Raw genomic sequence first — 16,804 nt, 5'->3', positions numbered from 1 at the left:
CCACGAAAGCCTTCCGTCCATGCCCGCCTCTCAATCCCCAGTGCCTGCGGTCGGCATCGACTTCGGCACGACCAATTCGGTCGTTGCGCGCGCGGGCGAGGTCGGCGTGCCACGGCTCGCGACTTTCGATGCCCCCGATGGCGCCAGCGCGGTGTTCCGTTCGGCGCTCTGCTTCTGGCAGGACGATGCTGCGCGGGGCGGGCTGGCGCATGAGGCTGGTCCCTGGGCCATCGCCGAATTCCTTGGCTTTCCGCAAGGCTCGCGCTTCATCCAGTCGTTCAAGTCGGTCGCCGCCAGCACCACGTTCGAACACGCGCAGATCTTCACCAAGCGGCTGCGCTTCGAGGATCTGGGCCGCGTGTTCATGGAACATCTGGCAGCCCACGCCGGCGATGCGCTGCAGGCGCTGCCCGAGCGGATCGTGGTGGGCCGCCCGGTGCGCTATGTCGGCGCGCGGCCCGATGCGGTGCTGGCCCGCACCCGCTACGATGCCATGTTCGCCGGGCTGAAGCGCGAGATCCACTATGTCTACGAACCGCTCGGCGCGGCCTATGGCTTTGCCTCGCGGCTGAGCGAGCCGGCGACATTGCTGGTGGCCGATTTCGGCGGCGGCACGAGCGACTTCTCGATCGTCCGCGTCGCCGCACCCGATGCCGCGCGGCGCTGCGTGCCACTCGCCTCGGCCGGTGTGGGGATAGCGGGAGACCGCTTCGACTACCGCATCATGGATCAGCTCGTCCTGCCGCTGCTCGGCAAGGGCGGCACTTATCGCTCGTTCGACAAGGTGCTCGAAATCCCCGCCGGGCATTTCGCCGATTTCGGCGACTGGTCGCGGCTCGCGCTTATGCGCAACAAACGCACGCTTGATCAGCTCGCCAAGCTGCGCCACGCGGCGACTGACCCGGCAGCGATCGACCGGATGATCGCTGTGGTCGAGAACGAGCTGGGCTACGGGCTTTACGAGGCGATCGGTGCGGTTAAGCGCTCACTGTCCAGCGACACCCATGCAGAGTTCCGCTTCGAGGGTGAGGGGCTGACGATCACCGCCGAAGTGGCCCGCGCCGATTTCGAACGCTGGATTGCACCAGACCTTGCCGAACTCGAAGCAGGCGTCGACCGCGTGCTGGCCCGGGCCGGGCTTGATGCGGGGCAGATTGACCATGTCTTCGTGACCGGCGGCTCCTCGCTCATCCCCGCCGTGCGCGCGCTGTTCGAGCGGCGGTTCGGCGAAAGGCGCATTGCCAGCGGCGATGAATTGACCTCTATTGCCCATGGCCTCGCCATGATCGGCAGCGCGCCCGATCTGGCCGAGTGGACCATAGCCGAAGAGGACGAAGCATGAGCGTCGCCTTCCGCCGCGAAGGCGATGACGAACATCTCGAGCCCAAGTTCGAGCTGCCGATCCCGCCGGGCCCGAACCTCGTGACCGAGCGCGGCCTTTCGCTGATCGCGGCGCGAGTGGCGGAGCTGGAGACGCAACTGGCCGGTCTTGTCGATGAAGACGCCATCAAGAAAGTCCGCCGCGACTTGCGCTACTGGTTGACCCGCCAGGCCACCGCGCAAGTTGTGCCGACACCGGATGGCGCAGCTGTGTCCTTTGGCTCCACCGTAACGTTCCGGCTGAACGGCAAGGCGCGCTCCATCACGCTGGTGGGCGACGACGAGGCAGACCCCGCCGCAGGTCTGCTCTCCTTCACCGCGCCGCTCAGCCGTGCCTTGCTGGGGGCGGAAGCGGGAGACGAAATCGACTTTGGCGGCAAGACAGCCGCGATCGAAGTCCTGACAGTGAACGCCTAAACCTTCAGCCCGATTTCGCGCAGCCGTTCGTGGAGATAGGTGTCCGCGGTGATCGGCACAGGGTAGCGGTCGGGATTGTCTGCGCTGACGCAGCCGGGCAGCGTGGCAATGCTGAAATCGCTGCGCAGGTGCAGGAAGAACGGCATCGAATAGCGGCTGTGTCCAGCCCGCGCCCCGTCCGGATTGCGCACGCGGTGCGTGGTTGATGGCAGCACATGGTTGGTGAGGCGCTGCAGCATGTCACCGATGTTGACCACCAGCGCGCCCGGCGGGGGCGAGGCGGGGATCCAGCGGCCCTCGCGCGTCAGCAGTTCCAGCCCCGCTTCCTCGGCGCCCAGCAGGAGGGTGATGAGATTGATGTCCTCATGCGCGCCCGCGCGGATCGCGCCGCCTGTGTCGCCGGGCAGGGGCGGATAGTGCAGCAGGCGCAGGATCGAATTGCCCCCGGCAATGGCAGGATCGAACCAGTTGGGCGCAAGGCCCAGCCAGGCCGCGATATGCGAAAGGATCTGCGCGCCGATCCGGTCAAACTCGGCAAAGAGCGCGGTGAAGGTCTCGCGGAAATGTGCTGGTGCATCGGGCCAGACATTGGCGGGCATGCTCGCCGCCAGCGGATCGCCAGCCGCAAGCTCGCGCCCCACGTGCCAGAATTCCTTGAGATCGTGCACCGCCGCGCCCTTGGCGATTTCGGTGCCGAAGGGGGTATAGCCGCGCTGCCCGCCGCCGCCCGCCACGTGCCAGCGCCGCTTCTCCGCCTCGGGCAGCGCGAAGAATGCCGCAGTCATTTCCCACCCGCGCGCCACCAGCGCCGGATCGAGACCATGGTCCCTGACCAGCGCGAAGCCGAATCGCTGGAAACTGGCGCCAAGATCCCGCGCCAGATCGCCCGATGGGGCAGCGAGCGAGAGCACGGGAAGGGTATCGAGGTTCATGGCTTGCACGGCATCCGATTGCAGGTAAGAGCCCCCAATAGCCCCATCACGGAACGCATGCATGACCAAAATCGCGCTCACCGAGCAGCTCTGGCTGATGAAGTCGGAGCCCGACGTCTACGGCTGGGATGACCTTGTCGCTGAGGGCGAGGGGACCTGGGACGGCGTGCGCAACCACCTTGCCGCGCGTAACCTGCGCACCATGGCGGTGGGCGACCTGGCGTTCTTCTATCACTCGAATATCGGCAAGGAGATCGTTGGAATCGCCCGCATCAGCGTGGCGGGCCTGATCGATCCCACCGATCCCGAAGGCAAGTGGGCGGCGGTAAAGGTCAAGCCGGTGGCCAAGCTCAAGGCCCCGATCACACTGGCAACGATCAAGGCCACCCCGGCGCTGGCGGAGATGGATCTGCTGCGGCTGTCGCGCCTCTCCGTCTCGGCGGTCCGCGCGGCGGAATGGGAACTCATTCTGGAAATGGCGGGCGGCGCGGCCTGACCCTGACGCAAGACTGTCCCGGTTCGGAACTGTCCCGCTTTGGGCCCTCGAGGCCATGCGCCAGCCCCTCCCCGAATGGTTAGCATCGGGTTAACAAGGGGTCATGCTCAAACGGCCCGCACGCAATCCGGAACTTGCCGGACATCCATTCCGCCGCACCCTGCCCGCGCATGTGCTGCGACCGTTGCCGATGCTGGAGCCTGAGGTCGAGGCGGCGCTGGCCCGGCTGCAGATGCCTGAAGGCCTCCGGTCGCCCCCGGTCGACCCCAAGCGAATCACGTTGCAGGACTTGAAGGATTTCCTGCTCGCCTATTGCGCCTGCTTCCTCGCCATCTCGGTGTTCATCTTCTGACGCCGAAGGCTTATTCGAAGGTGTGTTCGATTTCGCCCAGGTGCGCGAGCTCGGCGCGGTAGAGCACACGGCCAAGCCAGGCGGCGACGAGGCACATGGCCGCGCCCAGCAGCAGCTGATCCGCCAGCGCCACGCCCGCCGCGCTGAGGCCCACCGCTATCAGCGAGCCCACCACCATGGCGCCCGCATTGACGATATTGTTCGCCGCGATCGTGCGCGCGGTTTCCGCCTTGTCGACCACCGTCGTCAGGAAGGCATAGAGCGGTACCACGAACATGCCGCCCGAAATCGCGATGCCGAGCAGGCTGAGTAGCAGCGGCACGGCCAGCGGCTCCATCACGAACTGCGGCACGTTGAGCAGCGCCGAGCCCGGAGCATGCTGCCACATCTTGCACACGACGTGGAAGGCAATCACGAACAGGCCCATCACGATCACCGACACCGGGCCATATTTCGCCGAGACGGTGCCCTTGAGCAGATGGTTGATCGAGACCGAGCCGATCGAGACGCCGATCGAGAACACCACGAGGAACAGGCTGGCGACTTCCTTGCTCGCCGAAAGCACGTTCTTGGCCAGCGGCGGGAACTGGATGAAGAGCACCGCGCCGATCGTCCAGAAGAAGCTGATTGCAGCAATCGCAAGGAACACGCGCGGGTGGCGCGTCGTCATGCGCACGAGCGTGATCGAGGAGCGGATCACGTGGAAATCGAGCGGTACAGGCTCCATCTGCGGCGGCGCGGGCGGAACGAACTGCGCGGTGCAAAAGCCGATCAGCGCGGTCAGGATGCAGATCACCGCAGCCCACTCGACCGGGATCCAGCCGGCAAAGATTGTGCCTGCCAGGATCGAGATATAGGTCCCCGCTTCGACCAGCCCGGTGCCCGCAAGCACTTCGTTCGGCTGGAGGTGCTGCGGCAGGATCGCGTACTTGATCGGGCCGAAGAAGGTGGAATGCACGCCCATCGCAAGCAGCGCCGCCAGCATCAGCGGAATAGCCACCAAATGCACCGCTATGCCGCGCCAGGCCATGTAGAGCCCGGCCGCGCCGACCAGCATGATCGCGATTTCCGCCGCCTTCACGAAGCGGATGATCCGCGCCTTGTCGCGCATGTCGGCCAATTGGCCGGAAAGCGCGGAAAGCAGGAAGAAGGGCAGGATGAACACCGCCGAGGCGATCGCCGAGAAGCGCGCTTCGGCCGCTTCCGAGCTGTACACGGTATACACCACGTACAGGATCATCGCGTTCTTGTAGAGATTGTCGTTGAACGCGCCGAGCAACTGCGTGGCAAAAAGAGGCAGAAAGCGGCGTTTCCGGATGAGCAGCGCAGTGGTTGTCATTCGGTCCTTGCCAGCATTCGCATGTGTGTTTCGACCCATAGCGCCGTGTGCGTTACGGGCAAGAGGGCATCTGGGTGCCAACTTGCGGTTTCTTCCCTTCACCATCCTGCCTATGGTGCGGCTCGATGCTGACTCTTCCCAATCTGCTCACGCTCTCGCGCATCGTCACCGTGCCGCTTCTCGCCGGGCTGCTGTGGTGGCCCGAATGGCACATGGGCTATGCCATCGGCTTTGCGGTCTACGCCCTGATGGGGGTGACCGACTACTTCGACGGCTACCTCGCCCGCGCGCAGGGCACGGTGTCCAAGCTCGGCATTTTCCTCGATCCGATCGCAGACAAGATCATGGTGGCGGCGGTGATTCTGGTGCTGACCGCGCAGGGCGTGCTGACCGGCCCCTATGTCGGCGATCTGCACGTCATCGCGGGCCTGATCATCCTGATCCGCGAGATCGCGGTTTCGGGTCTGCGTGAGTTTCTGGGCGGCATCCAGGTCTCGGTCCCGGTGTCGAGGCTCGCCAAGTGGAAGACGACGTTCCAATTCTTTGCCCTCGGCGCGCTGATTCTGGGCGAGGCCGCGCCTGAGTGGACCGCGCCGGTCATGGGCATCACCGCGAATGTGCCGCACACGCTCGGCCTCATCACGCTTTGGGCCGCGGCGGCGCTGACGGTGATCACCGGCTGGGATTACCTGCGCGTCGGTTTGAAGCACATGGATTGAGGCGGCTCAGCCCGCGCCGGCCTTCGAGAACAGGTTCAGCACCAGTACCCCGGCCATGATCAGGCCGATCCCCGCCAGCGCCGGCGCATCGAGCCGCTGTCCGTGCACCGCCCACGCCAGCGCCGTGATCAGCACGATGCCCACGCCCGACCAGATTGCATAAGCAACGCCGGTCGGAATGCGCTCTAGCGTCAGCGACAGGAAGAACAGCGCGATAGCGTAGCCCGCCATGCTGACCGCCAGAGGCAAGAGCTTGCTGAAACCCGCCGATTGCTTGAGCGCGGTCGTCGCGATGACTTCGGCGACAATGGCAATGGTGAGCGAGAGATAGGGCGGAAGGTTCATGGTGCCGGGAACCTCACTTCATAGTCGGTGGCGCCGTGGAGGATATGGATCACGTAGATCGTCTCCTCTTCGATCTTGAAGAATATCAGATAGTTGCCGTACAGAGCCTTGCGGACCTCACCGCGTTTGTCCTGATGAGCCACTGGGAACCGTCGTGGGAACGTCGTGAGGCTCTCACAGGCTTCACGCAGTTCAGCAATAAACCGGAGCGCTTGCTGGAGGCTGTCCCGCGCGATGAACGCGGCAATGGCTTCGAGATCGGCTTCGGCTTCCGCCGCGAACTCTAGTTTCACTTCGCGCTTTCGATCATCGCGCGGTATTTTTGCTCGAGGCGATCAAGCACCTCGGCAGCGGGTTTCGTTCGCCCTGCCTCCACGTCATCGAGGCCGCGCTGAATCGCCGCATTATACGCCGCCAGCCGCGCCTCGCGATCCTGAATCAGCCGCACGCCTTCGCGCAGGACTTCGCTCTTCGAGTTGTAGCGGCCGTTCGCGACCAGTTCGGTCACAAATTCCTCAAGCTTGGGTCCAAGATCGGCGCTGATCATGCTCACCTCGGGAGGTCAAATGGTGAGCCTAGATTACCTCTTTTATCAACTATTATCAACCCGCCGCTAGTTCGCTCGCCAGCAAGCGAAACTCCTCCGCGCGCGGGGAGTTCTTGCGCCAGACCAGCGCGATCTCGCGGCTGGCGTGGGCGGATTCGAGGGGGCGGGCGACGATCTGGGTATCGCGCAGGATGCCCGCGTTCACCGCCATTTCGGGCAGCATGGTAAGCCCGAGGCCATTGTCGACCATCTGGACCAGCGTGTGCAGGCTGGTGCCGATCATCGTTGCACTGGCCCGCAGTTCGGGGCGATTGCAGGCGGCAAGCACGTGGTCCTTGAGGCAATGCCCGTCTTCCAGCAGCAAGAGCCGTGCCTCGTCGATCAGCGCAGGCGCGATGCTGGCAGGCGGGTCGCGCGGATCGTCCTTGGGGAAGGCGACGAGCAGCCGGTCGTGGAACAGGTGCGCGGCCTCCACCTCGCCGGTTGCGAAGGGCAGCGCGAGCAGCACGCAGTCCGCCCGCCCGTGATGCAACGATTCGACCGCTCCCGCGCTCGGCTCCTCGCGCAGGAACAGCTTCAGTTGCGGCCGCTCGCGGCGCAGGCGCGGCAGGATGCGGGGCAGGAGAAAGGGCGCGATCGTCGGGATCACGCTCATTCTGAGTTCGCCCGAAAGCGGTGCGCCGTGCGCCTGGACCAGTGCGGCCAGTTCCTCGCCCTCGCGCAGCAGGCGGTGCGCCTTTGCCACCACCTGATCGCCCAATGCCGTAAAACGCACGACCCGCCGCGTACGCTCGACCAGCGTGACGCCGAGCAGTGTCTCCAGTTCGCGCAGGCCCGCCGAAAGCGTCGACTGCGAGACGAAGCAGGTCTCCGCGGCGCGGCCAAAATGGCCGTGCTCGTGCAGCGCGACGAGATATTGCAGCTGCTTGAGTGTGGGAAGGTAGGTGGCCATGCAGCGTGGTGCTCTCAGTCGGCCCCGCGCTCTGCGGCCTGATCGTCGTCCCAGTTGCGGCCGTCGCCTTCATCGGTGGTCAGCAGGATCGCGTCCTCGTCCGTCACCGGATCGGCCTCGTCGTTATTCCCGCCGGCAATGGCATCGATATGCGCCATCTTCAGCTTGCCCTTGACCACGGCGAAAGCGAGCTTGCCCTCGACCAGTTCGAGCGCATCCCGCCCGAACTGCTCGAAACGCCAGCCTTCGAGGATTTGCAGGCCCTTGCGCTGCCCGGCGGCCAGCGCTTCGAGATCGTCGCTGCGTGCCAGCAATCGTGCCGCTATATCAATCTCGCGGCTACGGATCTTGAGCAGCAGTTTCAGGAGATCGGCGACCAGCGCACCTTCCTTGCCCAGCGGCGCACCGCGCGGCGCGCGCGGGGGCATCTCGGCGTCGGTCATCGGCTTGGCATCGGCAATCGCCTGCATCAGGCGCTTCCCTATGTCGTTGTCCTTCCACCCGGCGGAAAGCCCGCGCACTTTGGCGAGTTCGTGCTGCTCGCGCGGCGGATGGCTGGCGATATCGGCGAGGGTCTCGTCGCGCATGATCCGGCCGCGCGGGATGTTCTTGTCCATCGCCTCGACCTCGCGCCAGGCGGCAACGGCCTTGAGGCGGCCGAGCACCGCCGGGTTGCGGCTGGGCGCACGTATCTTCTGCCACACCGCCTGAGGATCGGACCGGTAGTTCTCGGGATCGGCGAGCTTTTCCATCTCCGCATCAAGCCATTCGCCGCGCCCGGTCTTGATCAGCCGCTTGAGCATGCGCGGGAAGATTTTCGAAAGATGCGTGACGTCGCCGATGGCATATTCGATCTGGCGCTCGGTCAGCGGGCGGCGCGACCAGTCGGTGAAGCGGGCGCCCTTGTCGACCGTGAAGCCGAGCCAGCTTTCGACGAGGTTCGAATAGCCGATCTGTTCGGACTGGCTGATCGCCATCATCGCGATCTGGGTGTCGAAGATCGGGTGAGGGGTGCGCCCGGTCAAGTTGTAGATGATTTCCACATCCTGCCCGCCGGCGTGGAACACCTTGAGCACGTCCTCGTTGTCGACCAGCAGCTCGAGCATCGGGGCAAGGTCGAGCCCGGGCGCGAGCGGGTCGATCGCGGCGGCTTCCTTGTCGTCGGCGATCTGCACCAGGCACAGCTCGGGCCAATAGGTGTTCTCGCGCATGAACTCGGTGTCGACCGTGATGAAATCGGCCGTGGCGAGGCGGCTGCACAGTGCGGCGAGGGCCTCGGTGGTGGTGATCAGCGGGTGTATCTTCATCGTGCTTTTCTGTATGGGCTCCATCACGGCCCAAGCAGGTCCGGTCCGGAACTGGTGGTGGCCCCGTCCGGGGCCTGCGGCTTGACAAATACGCGGCCATCGCCTCTTGGCCGCAGCCATTCCCTGCCCGAATGCAGCCCGATTGGAAAGACCTCGATGCACCCTTATCGTTCCCACACCTGCGGCGCGCTCGCACTGGAGCAAGTCGGGCAGAACGTGCGCCTTTCGGGTTGGGTGCACCGCAAGCGCGACCATGGCGGCGTGCTCTTCGTCGACTTGCGCGACCACTACGGCATCACCCAGATCGTGGCAGACAGCGACAGCCCTGCGCTAGCGATCCTTGAATCCACGCGCGTCGAAAGCGTTGTGACGATCGAGGGCGAGGTCAAGGCGCGCAGCGAAAGCACGGTGAACCCGGCGCTCGCGACCGGCGCAATCGAAGTCTATGCCCGCGCCGCGACGGTGCTTTCGGCGGCGGAAGAGCTGCCCATGCCGGTCGCCGGCGAGCAGGAGTATCCCGAAGATATCCGCCTGCGCTACCGCTTCCTCGATCTGCGCCGCGAGACGCTGCACGCCAACATCGTTACGCGCACCAAGGTGATCCGCGACATGCGCCGCCGCATGGAAGATGCCGGGTTCACCGAATACTCGACCCCGATCCTCACCGCCTCGAGCCCCGAAGGCGCGCGCGACTTCCTCGTGCCGAGCCGCATCCACGCGGGCAAGTTCTATGCGCTGCCGCAGGCGCCGCAGCAGTACAAGCAGCTGCTGATGGTGGCGGGCTTCGATCGGTACTTCCAGATCGCCCCCTGCTTCCGCGACGAGGACCCGCGCGCCGACCGCCTGCCGGGCGAGTTCTACCAGCTCGATCTCGAGATGAGCTTCGTGACCCAGGAAGAAGTCTGGGAAACGATGGAACCCGTGATCGGCGGGGTGTTCGAAGCTTTCGCGCAGGGCAAGCCGGTGACGCCTTCGGGCAGCTTCCCGCGCATCGCCTATGATGAGGCGATCCTCAAGTACGGTTCGGACAAGCCGGACCTGCGCAACCCGCTGATCATCAGTGACGTTGCCTCGCACTTCACCACCTCGGGCTTCGGCCTGTTCGAGAAGATCGTCGCGGGTGGCGGCACCGTGCGCGCGATCCCCGCGCCGGGTACGGCAGACAAGAGCCGCAAGTTCTTCGACGACATGAACGAGTGGGCACGCAGCGAAGGCCATGCCGGCCTCGGCTATGTCACGCGCAAGGGCGGCGAGTTCGGCGGACCGATCGCCAAGAACCATGGCACCGAAGGCATGGAAACGCTCTACGCCGCGCTCGGCCTTGGCCCGGACGATGGCTTGTTCTTCGCCGCTGGCAAGCCCGAGCAGGCCGCAAAGCTCGCCGGCCTTGCCCGCACGCGCGTTGCCGATCAGCTCGGCCTGATCGACAAGGACCGGTTCGACTTGTGCTGGATCGTCGATTTCCCGTTCTACGAGTGGGACGAGGACGCCAAGAAGGTCGAGTTCGCGCACAACCCGTTCTCGATGCCGCAGGGCGGCATGGCCGCGCTCGAGGGCCAGGACCCGCTGACGATCAAGGCCTTCCAGTACGATCTTGTCTGCAACGGCTACGAAATCGCCTCGGGCTCGATCCGCAACCAGTCGCCCGAATTGATGGTCAAGGCGTTCGAACTCGTCGGCCTCTCGAAGGCAGACGTCGAGGAGCGCTTCGGCGGGCTTTACCGCGCGTTCCAGTACGGCGCGCCGCCGCACGGCGGCATGGCGGCGGGCGTGGATCGCATCGTCATGCTGGTCTGCGGCGCACAGAACCTGCGCGAGATCACGCTGTTCCCGATGAACCAGCGCGCCGAGGACCTACTCATGGGCGCGCCTTCGCCGGCGGCCCCGGTGCAGCTGCGTGAGCTGCATCTGCGAACGGTGGAGCAGCCGAAAGGGTGAGGGCGGACTGGCCTGCGGCGGGCACCATCAGTCACAGGATTCACCGCTCGTCACGCATTCTGCACATCTCGTCCACACCGATCGTTTGCATCGGGCCACTTGCCAGCCTGCAATCCGGACATTAGGGCGATGGCCAGATTTGATGATACCAACCCAGTTCCTTGAAGGGGCAAAAGAATGAGCGATACCGCCGACCGCGTGAAGAAGATCGTTGTCGAGCACCTCGGGGTAGAGGCCGACAAGGTCACCGAAGACGCGAGCTTCATCGACGATCTCGGTGCCGACAGCCTCGACATCGTCGAGTTGGTCATGGCGTTCGAGGAAGAATTCGGTGTTGAGATCCCCGACGACGCGGCCGAGAAGATCGCCACCGTCTCGGACGCGATCAAGTACATCGACGACAACAAGGGCTGATCCTTTCGGATTGCCAACCCGTCCGCGGTTCCCCGTCCGGTTTGCCTTGGTGCAGGCCTGATGGGGCAGCGGTCGTGCCCCGGCGGCAAGCGCCGGGGCTTCGACAGGCTCGGCCCCCAAAGGGTCTGGGCCTGTTGTGCTTCATGGTCCGTTTTCGGCTAGGCTGGCGGACGTTTCGGAGACTGCAATGCGCCGTGTCGTGATCACCGGACTTGGCCTCGTCACCCCGCTCGGGGCCGATGTCGAAACCGTTTGGGCCAACCTTATCGCCGGTAAATCAGGTGCGGGGCGGATCACCCGCTTCGATACCCAGGGGCAGAAATGTCTGATCGCCTGCGAAGTGAAGCCTGCCGACCACCCCTATGGTTTCGACCCGAACAAGCGTGTCGATTTCAAGGTGCAGCGCCAGGTTGATCCGTTCATCATCTATGGCATCGATGCCGCCGGGCAGGCGCTCGAAGACGCTGGCCTTGTCGATATGGACGAGGCTCTCAAGCTGCGCACCGGCTGTTCGATCGGTTCTGGCATCGGCGGTCTGCCGGGGATCGAGAGCGAATCGATTGTCCTGCATGAAAAGGGCCCGGGCCGCGTCTCGCCGCACTTCGTCCACGGCCGCCTGATCAATCTCATCTCGGGCCAGGTCTCGATCAAGTATGGCCTGATGGGACCCAACCATGCGGTCGTCACTGCCTGCTCGACCGGCGCACACTCGATCGGCGATGCCGCGCGCATGATCCGCGATGATGATGCCGATATCATGCTGGCGGGCGGCGCTGAGGGCACAATCAACCCCCTGGGCGTGGCCGGCTTTGCTCAGGCACGTGCGCTCAACTGCAGCTTCAATGACCGGCCCGAACAGGCCAGCCGGCCCTATGACAAGGGCCGCGACGGCTTTGTCATGGGCGAGGGTGCAGGCGTCGTCGTGCTCGAGGAATACGAACATGCCAAGGCGCGCGGCGCGAAAATCTACGCCGAAGTCGTAGGCTATGGCCTTTCTGGCGATGCCTACCACGTCACCGCGCCGCACCCCGAAGGCAAGGGCGCCGAACTGGCCATGCGCATGGCGCTGCGCAAGGCCGGCATGGGCCCTGGCGATATCGACTACATCAACGCGCACGGCACTTCGACCATGGCGGACACGATCGAGCTTGCCGCGATCAAGCGCGTGCTTGGTTCCGATCTCGCCGGCGCCTCGATGAGCAGCACCAAGTCCGCCATCGGCCACTTGCTCGGCGGTGCAGGCGCGGTCGAGACGATCTTCTGCGTGCTCGCGATCCGCGATCAAGTCGTGCCGCCCACGCTCAATCTCGATGATCCGGACGAAGGCTGCGAGGGCGTCGATCTCGTGCCCAAGGTGGCGAGGAAGCGCGTCGTGCGCGCCGCGCTGAACAATTCGTTCGGCTTTGGCGGCACCAACGCCAGCGTCATCGTGAAGGCGATCTGAGCCGGCGCGGAAGGAGGCGGCAGTCCATGCTCAAGGCAGGTCGTCTCCGGATCATCGCGCTGGCTGTGCTGCTTGTGGTGGGTGCCTACAGCGTCCACTTCCTCTATGGCTGGTACGGCAGCGGTCCCCTGGTCAAGGACACGACGTTCGCCGTGCCCGAGGGCGCCAGCCTTGCGAGCGTTGCGGAAAAGCTGGAAGCCGAAGGTATCGTCGCCTCGGCGAGCACCTTCCGCACCCGGGCACGTCTGCTTGGCGGCGGCGAACCGCTCAAGGCGGGCGAATACGCGGTCCCGGCCCACGCCAGCGGCGCCGCGGTGCTCGCGATCCTGCAGGGGGTCGGGGGCGAGGTGCGCCGCATGGTCACGATCCCCGAAGGCATGCCATCGATCATGGTGCAGGAACGGCTCATGGCGCAGTCCATGCTCACCGGGCCGGTCACCGCGCCTGCCGAGGGTTCGGTCCTCCCGGATACCTACGCCTTCCAGCGCGGGGAGAGCCGCAGCGCCGTGGTCGCGCGGATGCAGGAAGCCATGGCGCGCACGCTGGCGAAGCTCTGGGCCGAGCGTGCGAGCGATGCCGTGCCGAGGAGCGCCGAGGAAGCCGTGATCCTCGCCTCGATCGTCGAGAAGGAAACCGGCAAGCCATCCGAGCGCCGCATGGTCGCCGGGCTCTACTCCAACCGGTTGCGCCAGGGCATGATGCTCCAGGCCGATCCCACGATCATCTACCCGATCACGCGCGGCAAGCCGCTGGGCCGGCGCATCCGCCAGTCGGAAATCCAGGCGGTCAACGCCTACAACACCTATACCATGGTCGGCTTGCCATCGGCGCCGATCACCAATCCGGGCAAGGCCTCGATCGAGGCGGCGCTGCATCCGGCGCGGACCAATGCGCTCTTTATGGTGGCCGATGGAAAGGGCGGGCATGTCTTCGCCCCTACCCTGCAGGAGCACAACGCCAACGTCGCGCGCTGGTTCGCCATACGCAAGGCGCGCGGCGAACTCTAAGCCGGTTTCAGCGCCCGCTGGCGCTGACGTTCGTGGAGATCTGCTGGGTCGTGACCGTGCTGGTCGGGCTTGAAACAGCCTCGGCGCGCAGCGGCACCGAGTTCGACGAAGCGCCGACGATAACAGTGCTGCTCTGGTTGCTGACCATCACCGAAACAGCGCTCGTCGCGCTCACCGAAATCGCCCCGCGCCCATTGCCGACCGCCGAGACGAAACGCCCGAGGGAGGGATCGTAGACCGCAGGAACTATCGAAGGCTGGTTCTCGACCGAGGCCGGTGCAATGCTGAGTATCGCGGGACGTGTGCGCCCGTCCAACCCGCCCTGACCGATCGAGGCCGGGCTGATCGACCGCAACGCACTCTCGTAAGCCTGCGCATGGGCAACCGGTGCGGTCAGCGCGGCAGCACCGACAAGTATTACTGCGGCGGCAAAGCGCTGAAAAGTCGGCGTGGATTGACGAAGTTGTTTCACCTGACCTGGTCCCCGGCCCTGGAGGGATAACTTTGACTTCATACGAAGATGAATATGCCGCAACGCCTCCATTTTGGCAATTGATTGGCCATCAGCCATTTCCCTCTGCGCCAAGGATAGGTAAGCCACGGATAGTCTATAAGTATCAATATTTTGGGGTATCCCTAAGGGGAGCTCCGGCTTGACAGCCCGAAAAAAACGAATCGTCTTTCCACCGCATTTCCGAACATACCGCGCCGTGCCATGGTCGCGTCCTGGGGCGCTGATTCGCCCGGTTCTGCTGGAAAAGGAGTGCGTGCGCTGGACGAGGTTGACGAGGCGCAGCCCGCCGCCGCCGCCCTCGTGGTGACGGCCGAACTGCCTCAGCCGTTGCAGGCCCGTGCCGAAGGTCTGCGCCGTGCGCACTATCCGGCCACGCGCAACCGCGTGCCCGCGCATGTCACCCTGCTGCGCGCGCTGCCGCCGCGCGTGGAGCACGAGGCCCGCGGCCTCCTCGCGGCGCTTGCCGCCGAACTGCCGCCGCCGCCTGCCCGGCTGACCGGGATCATGGACCTTGGCACCGGAACCGCGCTGGCGATCGAAAGCCCGGCGCTGCTTGATTGCCGCGAGATGATCGCCGCGCGGTTCCACGGCATGCTCACGCTGCAGGACGAGGCCGCCCCGCGCCTCCACGTTACGGTCCAGAACAAGGTCGCGCGCGCGGAGGCAAAGGCCCTGCAGGCCATGCTTGGCGGCGATCTGCAGGCAGAACGCTTCACCTTCGCCGCGCTCGCGCTCCACCGCTACCGGGCCGGGCTGTGGGAACCCGCTGGCCGCTGGCCCTTCCGCGGGCGGGCCAGACGATGACGGCGCGGGTATGAGCTCACCAGCACCGCAATTCCCCGGTTGACCGCGCCCGATGCCCCGCCTAATAGGCCCGCCTGCCCTGCCGCCAGCCCGCCTGGCGCCAGCACGCAACCCTTCGGGGCGGAGTAGCTCAGCCGGTTAGAGCAGCGGAATCATAATCCGCGTGTCGGGGGTTCGAGTCCCTCCTCCGCTACCACTGAACTCAGTGATATCAATAATTTAACCCCTGCGGGGAAGTGCAAAACCATTCACACGGTTTATCGCACGGTCTTGGGCTGTGCAGGACGGTGTAGGCACGGTGCTTTGGCACGGTTTCGAATGGTCGTGTCACACGACTGATTGGCGACAATTGACGGCGGTGGGATGGTGCAGCCAAACAGAGCGAATGTGTAAGTGCATGGAGGGGCGTGCCAATGACGTATCATCACGCTTTCGTTAATACGAATGTGCCAGACGGTAATTATGTAGCCCAGTTCGTTCGAGCGTATAAATTTAAAGATGGCGCAGTTGTGGATCTAATTATAACTACAGGTATTTTAAAAGGAAATATCGTAAGGCATCTAATCACATCAAAGTTAGCAAAAAAATATCGTCCTGATTGTGGTCGAGATATTATCACATGGCTTGCGAATTTTCGCGACGCAAAAGCTTCACGAATTGAAGACGCTATTACAAATCATGTGGACAACAAGCTTATCGTTCAGATGGAGGGCGGGTTTGTTAAATCCATCAAATCAGCCACGCAAAGTGAGAGGACGTACAACTCCTTCATGCGTATGCTCTCCGTAGAATGGGTTATTAATTCCGGCCTGGCTGCTCAAGAAGGCAATCTCAACTCGTGTAAGGCCTTCTACAAGCAAACAGATCATCTTCCGAGGCTATCGTGGTTCGAAATATTGCCGAACGAAAAAGAGCTCCGTCGGTGGTTGGATGCAGCCATCGACCCAGAGAGAGACTCTTACTTTCACGATGCAAGTCTCTGGGTGAACAGCCTTTTCCAATCTCTCGCGAAATCGTGCAGCTATGATGCAGGCAAAGGGTGGCCGGTGCTTCTACTGAACAAGGGCTTTGAAAGCCCACCTCCTAAGCCACAAGTGATTCTCGCTCCTGCGCTGACGGTTGCATCAAGAGTTTCGGTTGCCTCAGCGCAGTCAGCTGTACCCAGTACGGTTGTTTCTGGAATGACTAGCGAGCCAATCGGCCTAGCGGACACCCAGCCAGCCGCTGTGAAGGCGGAAAAAGCTAAGATTTCCCGAGGTCTTCGCGCAGCCTTGCGATCTTGGTTTGGGTTAAGGCCCTAACATGCCGCTACTTAACGCACGGTTTTGGGCTGGGCAGGCACAGCGCGGACGCGGTGGTTTCGCACGGTTGCGGATTGGTTGTGAGACACGACTGTTTGGCATCAGCTGGAAATCAGGGTTTTGACCGTGGCTACAGCGTGAGGTCGCTGGGGTGAGCTATCCTTGAAGCTGGTCTGCGGTCTGGGCGCTGCGCGGTTGTCATTTGCCCTGTTTTGCGAGACGGCCGTCGACAATTCGCAGCAGCAGATTGGCTAGCATCACAATCTCTGCCGCTTCGGCCGGATCAGTGAGGTCCACGTCACGGTGAGAATGAGGATTTTTGTATAAGCCAATCGCGCCAGCAAAGAGTGCAGAAAGAGCTTCCTTCTCTGCCTCCTCAGCTCCCCCATCTGTCAGCGGTCCAGTATCTTTGTGGAATGCACGCCGGATCATTGGAACACCGTGGTCGCCCTTTGGATATCCTGAAGCCTCTCGAACTGAAACTTCGACTGCCTTCATGGCCTGAAAAGCGGCAACGTCGAACTCGTTGCGCATGAATGCCATTGACCTGCCCCCCGGCAGTCCCTCAGTCATAACGAGAGTCCAGCGGTTAAATA

General features: G+C 63.9%; 20 protein-coding genes and 1 tRNA gene. 12 read left to right on the top strand and 9 right to left on the bottom strand.

Going from position 1 to position 16,804, the window contains the following annotated elements:
- Positions 1-19 precede the first annotated feature (19 nt).
- The gene (locus WCL10_RS16275) at positions 20-1,342 is read left to right on the top strand and encodes an Hsp70 family protein (RefSeq protein ID WP_336896712.1); all 1,323 of its coding nucleotides are present in this window, start codon (positions 20-22) and stop codon (positions 1,340-1,342) included.
- Complete coding sequence (locus tag WCL10_RS16270) at positions 1,339-1,797, top strand: GreA/GreB family elongation factor (RefSeq protein WP_336896711.1); 459 nt, start codon at positions 1,339-1,341, stop codon at positions 1,795-1,797. The genes WCL10_RS16275 and WCL10_RS16270 overlap by 4 nt, the downstream gene beginning before the upstream one ends.
- Here the strand turns inward: WCL10_RS16270 and WCL10_RS16265 are convergent.
- Complete coding sequence (locus WCL10_RS16265; RefSeq protein ID WP_336896710.1) at positions 1,794-2,729, bottom strand: 2-oxoglutarate and iron-dependent oxygenase domain-containing protein; 936 nt, start codon at positions 2,727-2,729, stop codon at positions 1,794-1,796. The two genes, WCL10_RS16270 and WCL10_RS16265, sit on opposite strands and share 4 nt — an antisense overlap.
- Before the next feature lie 61 nt (positions 2,730-2,790).
- Here WCL10_RS16265 and WCL10_RS16260 point away from each other — a divergent pair, with 61 nt between their 5' ends.
- Together WCL10_RS16260 and WCL10_RS16255 are read left to right on the top strand one after the other, a co-directional pair.
- Entirely contained in the window at positions 2,791-3,225 is a 435-nt protein-coding gene (locus tag WCL10_RS16260; protein ID WP_336896709.1) for an EVE domain-containing protein, read from the top strand.
- A gap of 103 nt (positions 3,226-3,328) precedes the next feature.
- Complete coding sequence (locus WCL10_RS16255; protein ID WP_336896708.1) at positions 3,329-3,577, top strand: hypothetical protein; 249 nt, start codon at positions 3,329-3,331, stop codon at positions 3,575-3,577.
- Between the two features lie 10 nt (positions 3,578-3,587).
- Here WCL10_RS16255 and WCL10_RS16250 read toward each other — a convergent pair whose 3' ends face one another.
- Positions 3,588-4,916: an MFS transporter gene (locus tag WCL10_RS16250; RefSeq protein WP_336896707.1), complete on the bottom strand. Its 1,329-nt coding sequence runs from the start codon at positions 4,914-4,916 to the stop codon at positions 3,588-3,590.
- Positions 4,917-5,041: 125 nt separating this feature from the next.
- Here WCL10_RS16250 and pgsA point away from each other — a divergent pair, with 125 nt between their 5' ends.
- Positions 5,042-5,635: a CDP-diacylglycerol--glycerol-3-phosphate 3-phosphatidyltransferase gene (gene pgsA / locus WCL10_RS16245; RefSeq protein ID WP_336896706.1), complete on the top strand. Its 594-nt coding sequence runs from the start codon at positions 5,042-5,044 to the stop codon at positions 5,633-5,635.
- Between the two features lie 6 nt (positions 5,636-5,641).
- On the opposite strand, the gene WCL10_RS16240 is transcribed toward pgsA, so the two are convergent.
- From WCL10_RS16240 to rnd, 5 genes are read right to left on the bottom strand one after another with little or no spacing between them, the layout of a single operon-like run.
- Positions 5,642-5,980: an SMR family transporter gene (locus WCL10_RS16240; RefSeq protein WP_336896705.1), complete on the bottom strand. Its 339-nt coding sequence runs from the start codon at positions 5,978-5,980 to the stop codon at positions 5,642-5,644.
- The gene (locus WCL10_RS16235) at positions 5,977-6,273 is read right to left on the bottom strand and encodes a type II toxin-antitoxin system RelE/ParE family toxin (protein ID WP_336896704.1); all 297 of its coding nucleotides are present in this window, start codon (positions 6,271-6,273) and stop codon (positions 5,977-5,979) included. Before WCL10_RS16235 ends, WCL10_RS16240 begins: the two co-directional genes overlap by 4 nt.
- Entirely contained in the window at positions 6,270-6,527 is a 258-nt protein-coding gene (locus WCL10_RS16230) for a type II toxin-antitoxin system ParD family antitoxin (RefSeq protein WP_336896703.1), read from the bottom strand. Before WCL10_RS16230 ends, WCL10_RS16235 begins: the two co-directional genes overlap by 4 nt.
- A 55-nt stretch (positions 6,528-6,582) precedes the next feature.
- Positions 6,583-7,479: a hydrogen peroxide-inducible genes activator gene (locus tag WCL10_RS16225; protein WP_336896702.1), complete on the bottom strand. Its 897-nt coding sequence runs from the start codon at positions 7,477-7,479 to the stop codon at positions 6,583-6,585.
- Between the two features lie 14 nt (positions 7,480-7,493).
- Positions 7,494-8,786, bottom strand: a complete 1,293-nt coding sequence (rnd, locus tag WCL10_RS16220; RefSeq protein ID WP_336896701.1) for a ribonuclease D — start codon at positions 8,784-8,786, stop codon at positions 7,494-7,496.
- A 156-nt stretch (positions 8,787-8,942) separates the two neighbouring features.
- Here rnd and aspS point away from each other — a divergent pair, with 156 nt between their 5' ends.
- The 4 genes from aspS to mltG all read left to right on the top strand — a co-directional run bounded on the left by aspS (position 8,943) and on the right by mltG (position 13,589).
- Positions 8,943-10,724 carry an aspartate--tRNA ligase gene (gene aspS, locus WCL10_RS16215; RefSeq protein ID WP_336896700.1) on the top strand — a complete coding sequence of 594 codons (1,782 nt, stop codon included), beginning with the start codon at positions 8,943-8,945 and terminating at the stop codon, positions 10,722-10,724.
- Positions 10,725-10,901: 177 nt separating this feature from the next.
- Positions 10,902-11,138: an acyl carrier protein gene (locus WCL10_RS16210; protein WP_054121351.1), complete on the top strand. Its 237-nt coding sequence runs from the start codon at positions 10,902-10,904 to the stop codon at positions 11,136-11,138.
- Positions 11,139-11,325: 187 nt separating this feature from the next.
- Entirely contained in the window at positions 11,326-12,582 is a 1,257-nt protein-coding gene (gene fabF, locus WCL10_RS16205; RefSeq protein ID WP_336896699.1) for a beta-ketoacyl-ACP synthase II, read from the top strand.
- 26 nt (positions 12,583-12,608) lie between these two features.
- Positions 12,609-13,589 carry an endolytic transglycosylase MltG gene (gene mltG / locus WCL10_RS16200; protein ID WP_336896698.1) on the top strand — a complete coding sequence of 327 codons (981 nt, stop codon included), beginning with the start codon at positions 12,609-12,611 and terminating at the stop codon, positions 13,587-13,589.
- A 7-nt stretch (positions 13,590-13,596) separates the two neighbouring features.
- On the opposite strand, the gene WCL10_RS16195 is transcribed toward mltG, so the two are convergent.
- A complete protein-coding gene (locus WCL10_RS16195) occupies positions 13,597-14,061 on the bottom strand; it encodes a hypothetical protein (protein ID WP_336896697.1) in 465 nt (154 codons plus the stop codon).
- A 291-nt stretch (positions 14,062-14,352) separates the two neighbouring features.
- On the opposite strand from WCL10_RS16195, the gene WCL10_RS16190 reads away from it, so the two are divergent.
- The 3 genes from WCL10_RS16190 (at position 14,353) to WCL10_RS16180 (ending at position 16,208) form a co-directional block, all read left to right on the top strand.
- Entirely contained in the window at positions 14,353-14,907 is a 555-nt protein-coding gene (locus WCL10_RS16190) for a 2'-5' RNA ligase family protein (protein ID WP_336896696.1), read from the top strand.
- 119 nt (positions 14,908-15,026) lie between these two features.
- Positions 15,027-15,103, top strand: a tRNA-Met gene (locus WCL10_RS16185).
- A gap of 217 nt (positions 15,104-15,320) precedes the next feature.
- The gene (locus WCL10_RS16180; RefSeq protein WP_336896695.1) at positions 15,321-16,208 is read left to right on the top strand and encodes a hypothetical protein; all 888 of its coding nucleotides are present in this window, start codon (positions 15,321-15,323) and stop codon (positions 16,206-16,208) included.
- Positions 16,209-16,406: 198 nt separating this feature from the next.
- Here WCL10_RS16180 and WCL10_RS16175 read toward each other — a convergent pair.
- Positions 16,407-16,804: TIGR02391 family protein (locus tag WCL10_RS16175; RefSeq protein ID WP_336896694.1), on the bottom strand; the 398-nt coding region annotated here is incomplete at its 5' end.

This window comes from Novosphingobium sp., from assembly GCF_037133355.1.
Taxonomy (GTDB): Bacteria; Pseudomonadota; Alphaproteobacteria; order Sphingomonadales; family Sphingomonadaceae; genus Novosphingobium.
This window is presented reverse-complemented; position numbering and strand designations above follow the sequence as displayed.

Coding starts and splice junctions, on each gene's coding strand:
- WCL10_RS16180 (WP_336896695.1), top strand. CDS start 15,321: ATGACGTATCATCACGCTTTCGTTAATACGAATGTGCCAGACGGTAAT.
- pgsA (WP_336896706.1), top strand. CDS start 5,042: ATGCTGACTCTTCCCAATCTGCTCACGCTCTCGCGCATCGTCACCGTG.
- fabF (WP_336896699.1), top strand. CDS start 11,326: ATGCGCCGTGTCGTGATCACCGGACTTGGCCTCGTCACCCCGCTCGGG.
- mltG (WP_336896698.1), top strand. CDS start 12,609: ATGCTCAAGGCAGGTCGTCTCCGGATCATCGCGCTGGCTGTGCTGCTT.
- WCL10_RS16265 (WP_336896710.1), bottom strand. CDS start 2,729: ATGAACCTCGATACCCTTCCCGTGCTCTCGCTCGCTGCCCCATCGGGC.
- rnd (WP_336896701.1), bottom strand. CDS start 8,786: ATGAAGATACACCCGCTGATCACCACCACCGAGGCCCTCGCCGCACTG.
- WCL10_RS16210 (WP_054121351.1), top strand. CDS start 10,902: ATGAGCGATACCGCCGACCGCGTGAAGAAGATCGTTGTCGAGCACCTC.
- WCL10_RS16225 (WP_336896702.1), bottom strand. CDS start 7,479: ATGGCCACCTACCTTCCCACACTCAAGCAGCTGCAATATCTCGTCGCG.
- WCL10_RS16255 (WP_336896708.1), top strand. CDS start 3,329: ATGCTCAAACGGCCCGCACGCAATCCGGAACTTGCCGGACATCCATTC.
- WCL10_RS16230 (WP_336896703.1), bottom strand. CDS start 6,527: ATGATCAGCGCCGATCTTGGACCCAAGCTTGAGGAATTTGTGACCGAA.
- WCL10_RS16240 (WP_336896705.1), bottom strand. CDS start 5,980: ATGAACCTTCCGCCCTATCTCTCGCTCACCATTGCCATTGTCGCCGAA.
- WCL10_RS16250 (WP_336896707.1), bottom strand. CDS start 4,916: ATGACAACCACTGCGCTGCTCATCCGGAAACGCCGCTTTCTGCCTCTT.
- aspS (WP_336896700.1), top strand. CDS start 8,943: ATGCACCCTTATCGTTCCCACACCTGCGGCGCGCTCGCACTGGAGCAA.
- WCL10_RS16260 (WP_336896709.1), top strand. CDS start 2,791: ATGACCAAAATCGCGCTCACCGAGCAGCTCTGGCTGATGAAGTCGGAG.
- WCL10_RS16275 (WP_336896712.1), top strand. CDS start 20: ATGCCCGCCTCTCAATCCCCAGTGCCTGCGGTCGGCATCGACTTCGGC.
- WCL10_RS16270 (WP_336896711.1), top strand. CDS start 1,339: ATGAGCGTCGCCTTCCGCCGCGAAGGCGATGACGAACATCTCGAGCCC.